Origin of the sequence: Mucilaginibacter straminoryzae, from assembly GCF_022953055.1 — a bacterium.
Taxonomy (GTDB): domain Bacteria; phylum Bacteroidota; class Bacteroidia; order Sphingobacteriales; family Sphingobacteriaceae; genus Mucilaginibacter; species Mucilaginibacter straminoryzae.
In genome coordinates this window covers 19,502-27,535 of sequence record NZ_JALJEJ010000017.1, presented here as the reverse complement: position 1 = coordinate 27,535, position 8,034 = coordinate 19,502, and the positions used below count along the sequence as shown (strand labels likewise).

Sequence of the window (8,034 nt, the reverse complement as noted above, 5' to 3'; positions counted from 1 at the left end):
TAAAGATTATCTAAAGGAATACGCTCTGACAATTGAAAGTTGGTAAACAGTTTCTCCTGATAATGTTTCTTCCCTTGCATGCTTTAAGATACTAATTGTACCTTAGTTGTGCAACAGCCACTAAAAGCTCGCGCCAGCACGGGGAATTATAGTGGCTGTCGCACAACTATGTCAGATGTATATTCTTTTAATCCTATTTAAATATATAATCACTTTGAATCTTAATTGATTCTAACGCGTTATTGTTAAAAAAACAATAATAAATAATTCCATTTACTCCCGATACCACCTTAATAACTTTAATTCCCTTTAACAATCTAGTCACGTCAGAAATAAACCATTGTTTTAATACAGACGAGAACGTACTTCCAATGTTCCCAATTCCAGTAAGATGTAAATTATCTCCCTCCAATAATCCAGATACTATTTCATAATAACCGGTCTCGTCATCTTTGTAAAAGGTCAAATAGCTTTTGATATTTACCATTCTTTTTAGCTTTATATCTCCAAATCTTTTGTCATGATAATATTTATTACTTAATTTAAATCCAGGCAGCGCATTTCTAAAATCTTTTTCTAGTCGTAGCCGACCAAAAGGGTAAAACACATTACGATTTAATGATACAATTACCAGAGTATCCTTAGTAATGGTTAGATCTTCAATATCTAAACTTTTTTTCTCATGTTTTAACTTGGAAATAATTTGATTTGAATCAGAAATGATTTGAATAGCTTTATCGGTACTTTCGAGGTTTGCCATATCTCTTGAGAGATATGGCAAAAAGAAAATGGTAGACAAATAAAAGATTTTATAAAACGTAATCATGGGTTACTTGATGAGGGTTGTTTATCTATTTTCATAATTTTCGATTCATCTGCTTCAACTCTGATGTGAATTAATTGCAAGACCATATCTAACCATTCAGAATTGGGAACAAAGTTTTCTGAGTTAGTCTTGTAATTCTTCTTGTCCCTTTCGGAATTTTTCGAATTATCAGACTTTTTCTTGTTTAAATCTTTTCCGTCCGGAGTTTCATTAACAGGTCTATAATAACCATAAAATTCTGAATCTCTATATTGCTCCGGAGTTGCGAAATATTTGTTCTCTAAAGCCAACTTTCCTATTCCCCGAGCGTGTATCAATCGAATGCGCCCACTTTTATCGACTTCTGACACTAATCCGACATGTCCCTTCCATAACGCAATATCTCCGACATGTGCAGTGTTTGAGTGTATGAATTTTCTCGAATCTGCAAAAAAAGTTTGCATTTCAGCGGTGTTTTGGCTCAAGACCTCGTTAGTTATTTCGTCGGCGGCTAAAACTCTATTTATAAATTCGGAACAATCTTTACATCGCAAAGCGTCGTCAAACCCTCCAGTTCTCAACACGCCAGTTTCTTGTTTATATGGCGATCCTGTCATCTCTCTTGCTGCTTTAACACGGTCACCAGGTCCTTCACCATTAATATCTATAAATCTTATTGGATTATCAATAGCATATCCATAAGGGCTATATCTCCTCGCCTCTTCTGCTTTAACATCTATTGTAGCAAAACGCCCAATTACAGGATCATAAAACCTCGCGCCGTAATCGTATTGCATTAAACCTACTTCTGTCTGCAGTTCTTTATCGTTATACTTATAGCGGTTTTCAGGTGAAGGTGTGGTATTGGTCGGGCGGTATACCTGTTGGCCGAAGGGATAGTAATCGTTTCGTTCCAGCACCGTACCATCCTGCTTCAGCAAGACACGTGTATTACCTAACTGGTCTTTCAGCATATAATCATAGCTAAACCCACCATTTCCTGTCGGCACAGCACGGCCTTCTTCGGTTTGTATAAACTCTATTGATCCGTTGTTATATTCGATACCGCCCACATAATCCCTTACCAATCCTCCTACTGATTTCCGAACCTTTGCTCCCGTGGATAGCCATACATTATTCATTACCTCGCCTGTAGAAGCCTTGGTAACGGTTTTAGGTAAATTTAACACATTATAATCAATATGGATACCCTTACCGCTATCATCTGTCTGGTTACCGTTCCCATCGTAAACGTAAGAACTGTTAACAAAGCCAGAAATTGCTGTTAAACGGTTACCATTATAAGCATAAGTATTGGTACCGCCCGGATTACGGGTAAGGCTTAGGATATTGCCTAAGTAATCGTAACCGATATTACTCTCATTAAAGGCTTCGTCAGAAGTTCCGCTGGTAATCCGGTTCAAGGCATCGTAGCTATAAGCATAGTTATGCTGAGTCGGGTTTGCAGAGGTTCCCCATACCTGCGAGCTGATATTCCCATTCCACTGTGCATTACTACCGCTATTGTAATTCAGCTGTATGGCAAATTGCTCTGCTTTGCTATTTCTCAACCATCCCCGTTCATTGTAATCGTAAGCGATGTTTTGCAGATAAGCTCCAGCTGTACTGTGTAACCTTTTATTCCACAATTGCCCCACTTCATTATACTCCAGTTTACTAAGGGTTATCATCGGATTACCGGCCCCGGTTTGCTGCCTGCTGGCCACCTTGCGGCCCATATGGTCGTAATCGTACTGGTTAATAATCTGTAAGTTGGCTACGCTGGAACTGTTGTGTATACGGGTAGTCTGCGTGATCGCCCCAGTGAAATCATAATCGGTAATCACCCGGTCGGCCCCGCCAATGTGGTTCTGGGCAATGCTCTCCCTAACACGGCCACGTTGGTCGTAATAGTTAATGCTTAACAGGGTCGCGCCATCGTCCAGTTTACGTATTTTGGTGCCTGTCAACAGGCCTGCTGTTTGCCCGCTAATACCCGATGCTGTTGAGCCGTAAGTATTACCGCCGGGGAAATTATAGTCATCATAATAATTGATGCTCAGCAAGGGCCATGTTCCGCCCGGCATACAGATGTTGGTATAACCGGTGGCGCTGCTGTTATCGCGGCTCTCCCACCGCCAGCCCTGGTTGTCATAATAATCAATCACGCTTTGAAAAGCTGTGCGATAAGGTGTATTGGCTTGCCCACCGTGCTGGTCGTCATAATAAATGCCGGTGATAATTACCCTTCCCAAAGCATCGTACTTGGTAAAGTTCCATTCCTGCGGCGAGCGGGCGCGTTGCACACCATCCTGCGTCATCACTACCTGATCCAGGTCATTGTAGATCAGGTACTCCCAACCTTTGCCCGGTATTTTCTTTTCTATTAATCTTTTTTTACCGTCATAGTGGTAGCCGTAAATGTACTTTATAAATACATCGTTCTGCTCATTAAAGCTGGTGGGATAATCCATTCCCTGCTGCGATACAGGTGGTATCGGAGGGATTACATAAGCCAGGTTGTCAAACGCGTCATAAACGTAGTAAGTGGCCAGATAAGTGGAGGCATCTAATTGTACTTTTTTACAAACCACATGCCCTTCCTTGTCCTTATACTCAATCGTTTGGTGGCCATTCTCGTCTGTTATTGTTGTCGAGGTTAGCTCTCCTGAATTGTAAAAGCCTGTTCCTGTCGCACCGTTCCCATTTAATGTGCATTGCCAAAGTATTACTTCATTGTTACCATTTGTTCCGTAAGCAGTTTTTACTGTATGCTGTCCTAACTGCCAATCGGCACCAGGTGCGCCTTGTTCAACTACGCGATTAAGCGGCGAGGGTTCAAAACCTACTGGCGCAAAGGGGGTATTAAAACTTAAATAACCCATGCCAGCGGTATTATAAAAGGTGGATTGGTCACCGATGGGGCCGGGGCGGTACGCGCCTGGTGTGGATGTGCCTATAGCGTAAGGCAAATATTTGACAGCCTCCCGTCCATACTGATCATAAACTACGGGTTGCACCATATCCGCACCACTGGTGGCACCCCTTACCTGTACGGTCTGTAGTAGCCTGCCCAAACCATCAAAATACTGCACGGCAGGCATCACCTGGCAGCTGCTCAGGCTGCCCGCAGCTGCGTTTGAAACCGTAGAATCCCTTGGAATAAACGTAGCTACATAGTTTTTACTATTGGTAAACTGCATCGCCAGGGGTTGGCAATCAGGCGCCGGGGCAATGTATAAATGCAGACTTTGCCCGGGTTGCGCGGTAAAAGAAAAACCCGGACTAAGCGTAATACCGGCATAATTGTAATACTCTCCCGGAGCGGGGGGCGATGTCATCGGCGCGGTGACCAATGTTTGCGCATCAGCCAAACTTAAGCTTATGAAGAATAAGCCGATAGTAAGGGCAGTCCGCTTGCTGATTGTATAGAAAAAGTGATATAGGTAAGCCATTGCTTTTTATTTAATGGACAGTGGTTTAGTTATTGATCAACAGCACATTCGCTGGAAGAATTCTCTGTATAATTTGGACTAATGCTGGCATCCGACCATTGATAGTGATAGGTACAGGTATAATTGTAGCCGTTATAAGAAGATCCGGTATATACCTTAAGCCCCGTTTCACATACCCCATCAATTACTTTCTGGTCCGGGCCGTTACAATTAGCCACTCCACCTGTATTGCCTGTAGCAGCCGGAGGCGTTAACACAGCGTTTGGTACGGTACAATCTGTAGCCTGCCCTGCATAGTTGTAACAATATTGCTTTAGAATATGACCATAAAGATCCTTCACCCGGTATAAGCGCTGAAAGCTATCATATTCATAAAAAGTAGTGATACCGCGCAGATCTGTACTGCTGGTCATGCCGGATAAGGGGTCGTAAGTATAGGTTGTGATTTGTGCACCAACCGGGTAGAAGGTTACATCATCTATCTGGCCATTCAGGTTGATTGTATAGCTACCGTTACTTACATTAACCGCATTAATTTGCATCTGCCACGCCGACCCGTTCTTGATCCAATAACGTAGCATATAACTACCGTTTGTAAGTCCGGTTAAGGTTTTCGTGTAATTTCCGTTGTAACTGTAATGGCCTGTTCTGGCATCATCGCCGGCGCCAATGCCGTTGCCATCTTCAAAGTTTTCATAGAAAATGTCAGAAGAAGCGGCATTTGCTGCAGTTGCTATAGGCAACGTGTTATTATATCCCCAAACATAAGAAGCGGGCCTGCCGTGGCTTTTAGTTACCTGTGCAATATTTCCCTGGTTAAATTTCAGCGAACTTGCATCCTCGTAACGCGAATCGCGGCTGAGCGTGGTTCCCCCACTACCCATTGCAACAGGGGTAAACGCGTTGGAGAGCGTGGTCAAATAGATTTGCTTTAATACCGACGGGTAGACCGCTGTACCAGAGTTGGCACCGTAATCAAACTGGGTAAAATTTGCGGCTATCAGGTTGTTGTCGCGCCAGGTGCTGATTTCGATCGGCGCCAAAATGTTTAGTCCATGCATTTCCAGCACAGGTTTCAAACTGGCATCCGCGTTGTTCTTTGCTGAAGCCACGAAACTATTGTACTGGCTTGAAGCATTAGAATAGTTCTTATTACGTAGCGCGGTAAGGTAATTCTTACGCGCATTTGCATAATCATATAGCAGAGCATGATAGGCATATACCTTACAATGGGTATCAGAACTATTGTTACACTGCAAATACCTGGAATTATAGGCTATCTGCGCATTAGCTATTGCAGAAGTGTAAGGGATATAACCATCCGGCAAAGCATCTGCAGATGCAACCCTGACATCTTTTGCATAACTGTATTTCGTAGTGAGCACCTCTCCTTTAGAATTAGTAAACACCTTTTTTGTTAATTGGTTATGAAAAGGGCTCTCGTAGAAATACTCTGTAGTTACGATTGAAGATGTATTGTGTATATTATCAAAATTTGTTTCCGTTACCTTTTGATAAGTCTTTCGTTCAGAGGTCAACTCATAATTAGTAATTCCCCAAAACGTGCTTGTCCCCGGAGGCAATCTGGTGATGAAGGCGGGTGTTTTAACAGGATCTGTTGTATAACTAGCTGGATCATAGACTACTCTTCGTAATTCCTGTCCACTGTTATTAAAAAATGCTTCATAACTCAGCTCTCCCCGTGTTTCGTCAAAAGGAAACGGCGCGGCAGGCCAATTAGGCGCGTCGGGGTCGCAAGCTGCTGTATTTGCAATAGTACGGTAAGCCACATCATCATGGACTACATTATAAAAAGGCTGACCGAAATAACGGTATAATTTATAACCGTTACCCGACTCGCTGACTTTTACCTGACTATAACCAATATGATAGCCCTGCGTAACATCCATCGGTCTGATTGTTGTAGGTGAGAGTACCCAACTGGCTGGCGTTGCAAAACACCCATAAAGTGTAGAACCTTCATCCTGCAGATATCGTGCATTAAGATCATTTCTAAGAATTTGTGCAATCGTCGGTTTACCGTAAAGAATACCCGAAGAATTGCCAGCACCATATTGGTCACCATAATCATAATCAGTTACCTGATCAACGCCTGTAATGCCATCGTTCCTGGTAATCCTTTTAATCCTCAATCCCCCGACCATTGCGTTAACGCCCGAAGAAAGCCAAAAGGTATTAGGTTCAAAATCTAAGGCGACATACCCTCCTGTCGGATAAGTAATTTTCTTTAAAGTTCCACCCCGCATGGCTGGCCAGGCAGATTCCCTGTTTGCCCCAGGCACAGTAGTTCCATTTACATTGAAAGAGGAAATGAGGCCGGTATTATTTGCTCCGTTGATAAACCCCCAGTGATCTCTTCCAAAAGAAAGCCTGCGCGGAACAGCTTCGGAAAAATAGTCAAAACTATACGGGGGAAATGTATTGGTGCCGTCTGTCTCCTGAACGCTCAAAAGTTTCAAGCGTTTTTGGTCGCTGGTGACAACGGTATTAAATCCCGAATTAGTGGTTGGTAAAGGTGATGTATCATAAAAATAATCGTAATTGAAATTGAATTTCTTTATCTCCTGAGCAAATCTATTTTTGATGGATACAGCACCTAAAACCTTAGCGTCTGAATTGGGTAGATCGCTTAGTGAGCTTCCATTTTGATCAGGTGAACTAAGATCCGCCCTCGCGGCACCGGTGATAAAATCAACTTTGCAATTCGTACTTGAAATAGAACTTAATCTTGCTCCTGAAATATAATTTTTTGCCAAAGAGAATTCTGAACCAGAGGTGTAAGTGGTACTGCCGGTAATGTCTTTCGTTGCTACAAAATGATATCCATATTTCTCTCGACTGTAAGAGAGATTAATTGCGAATTGGTTATCAGCAGACGTTATCTTGTACAAATACCAGGATGAAGTGATACCAGGATCACCGTACGGATTTGTTTGCGGGTCATTTGGAGCCATCGTTGTAAGCTCAATCTGGTCGTCTGAGTTATTACCTGGCTTTTGACCAAAATAATATTTATTACCATCTGGGGTAGTTAAAATAAAGCCGCTTAAACCTTGATAGTGCCCATTCACACTGCGTTGATCCCGAAAATCGTATTCAATTTTGATATCCTGCTGCGGAAGAATAATAGCCGTGCGATCATCCCTGAAGTAAAACTTACCAGAATAGCCATTGAAGTTAAAGAAGAAAAGATCGGGCTCGCTGTCTAACATGCCGTTCTCAAAACCCTGATAATAAAAATCCAAACTAGTGAAAGGATTCTGCCCAGTCTGAAAAGATTCCGGGTAACTGTAATAACCATAGTCTTTAAAATATCCCTTAGTTTGAACCGATGTTCGGTAATCATCAGGCAGGCCGCGTACAGAACGGGTAATTACACCACCAGCGTTTAGTGACCAGCCAGCCCCTACCCAACTTGCCGTTTCTTCAACCTTAAGCCCGGAAGCGTGGTAGCTTAGGGATATAGGTAAACTTAGTGGACCTTCTTTTACCGTATAAAGTGGTATGCTGATACTTGGAATACCCGTATGGTTACTAACCGGAATATCGCCATATTTACCTAAAGCGGCTGCATTAGGAGATGCAACAGATACCGATTTGTAATAATCTAAATTACCCTGCTGCGCGTAAGCTCCGATCCTTAGTACTAAGAAGAAGAGTGCGCAAAAAACAGCTTTCAGGCTTGTTGATTGTGGATCATTCTTTGCAATTAATCTTATTTTTTGCTTCAACATCATAAAATTGATAAGGCTA

At 42.5% G+C, this 8,034-nt stretch carries 3 protein-coding genes; all 3 read right to left on the bottom strand.

The features are described from left to right. Nucleotides 1–193 precede the first annotated feature (193 nt). Complete coding sequence (locus tag MUY27_RS20235; RefSeq protein WP_245133267.1) at nucleotides 194–760, bottom strand: hypothetical protein; 567 nt, start codon at nucleotides 758–760, stop codon at nucleotides 194–196. A 62-nt stretch (nucleotides 761–822) separates the two neighbouring features. Beyond that, nucleotides 823–4,260 (bottom strand): DUF6443 domain-containing protein, encoded by a 3,438-nt coding sequence (locus MUY27_RS20230; protein ID WP_245133265.1) that lies wholly within the window; start codon nucleotides 4,258–4,260, stop codon nucleotides 823–825. Between the two features lie 29 nt (nucleotides 4,261–4,289). Further along, complete coding sequence (locus MUY27_RS20225) at nucleotides 4,290–8,018, bottom strand: RHS repeat domain-containing protein (protein ID WP_245133263.1); 3,729 nt, start codon at nucleotides 8,016–8,018, stop codon at nucleotides 4,290–4,292. Nucleotides 8,019–8,034: the final 16 nt, after the last annotated feature.

What these genes read in the sequence shown, in the direction of transcription:
- MUY27_RS20235 (WP_245133267.1), bottom strand. Translation starts at nt 760, where the DNA reads ATGGCAAACCTCGAAAGTACCGATAAAGCTATTCAAATCATTTCTGAT.
- MUY27_RS20230 (WP_245133265.1), bottom strand. Translation starts at nt 4,260, where the DNA reads ATGGCTTACCTATATCACTTTTTCTATACAATCAGCAAGCGGACTGCC.
- MUY27_RS20225 (WP_245133263.1), bottom strand. Translation starts at nt 8,018, where the DNA reads ATGATGTTGAAGCAAAAAATAAGATTAATTGCAAAGAATGATCCACAA.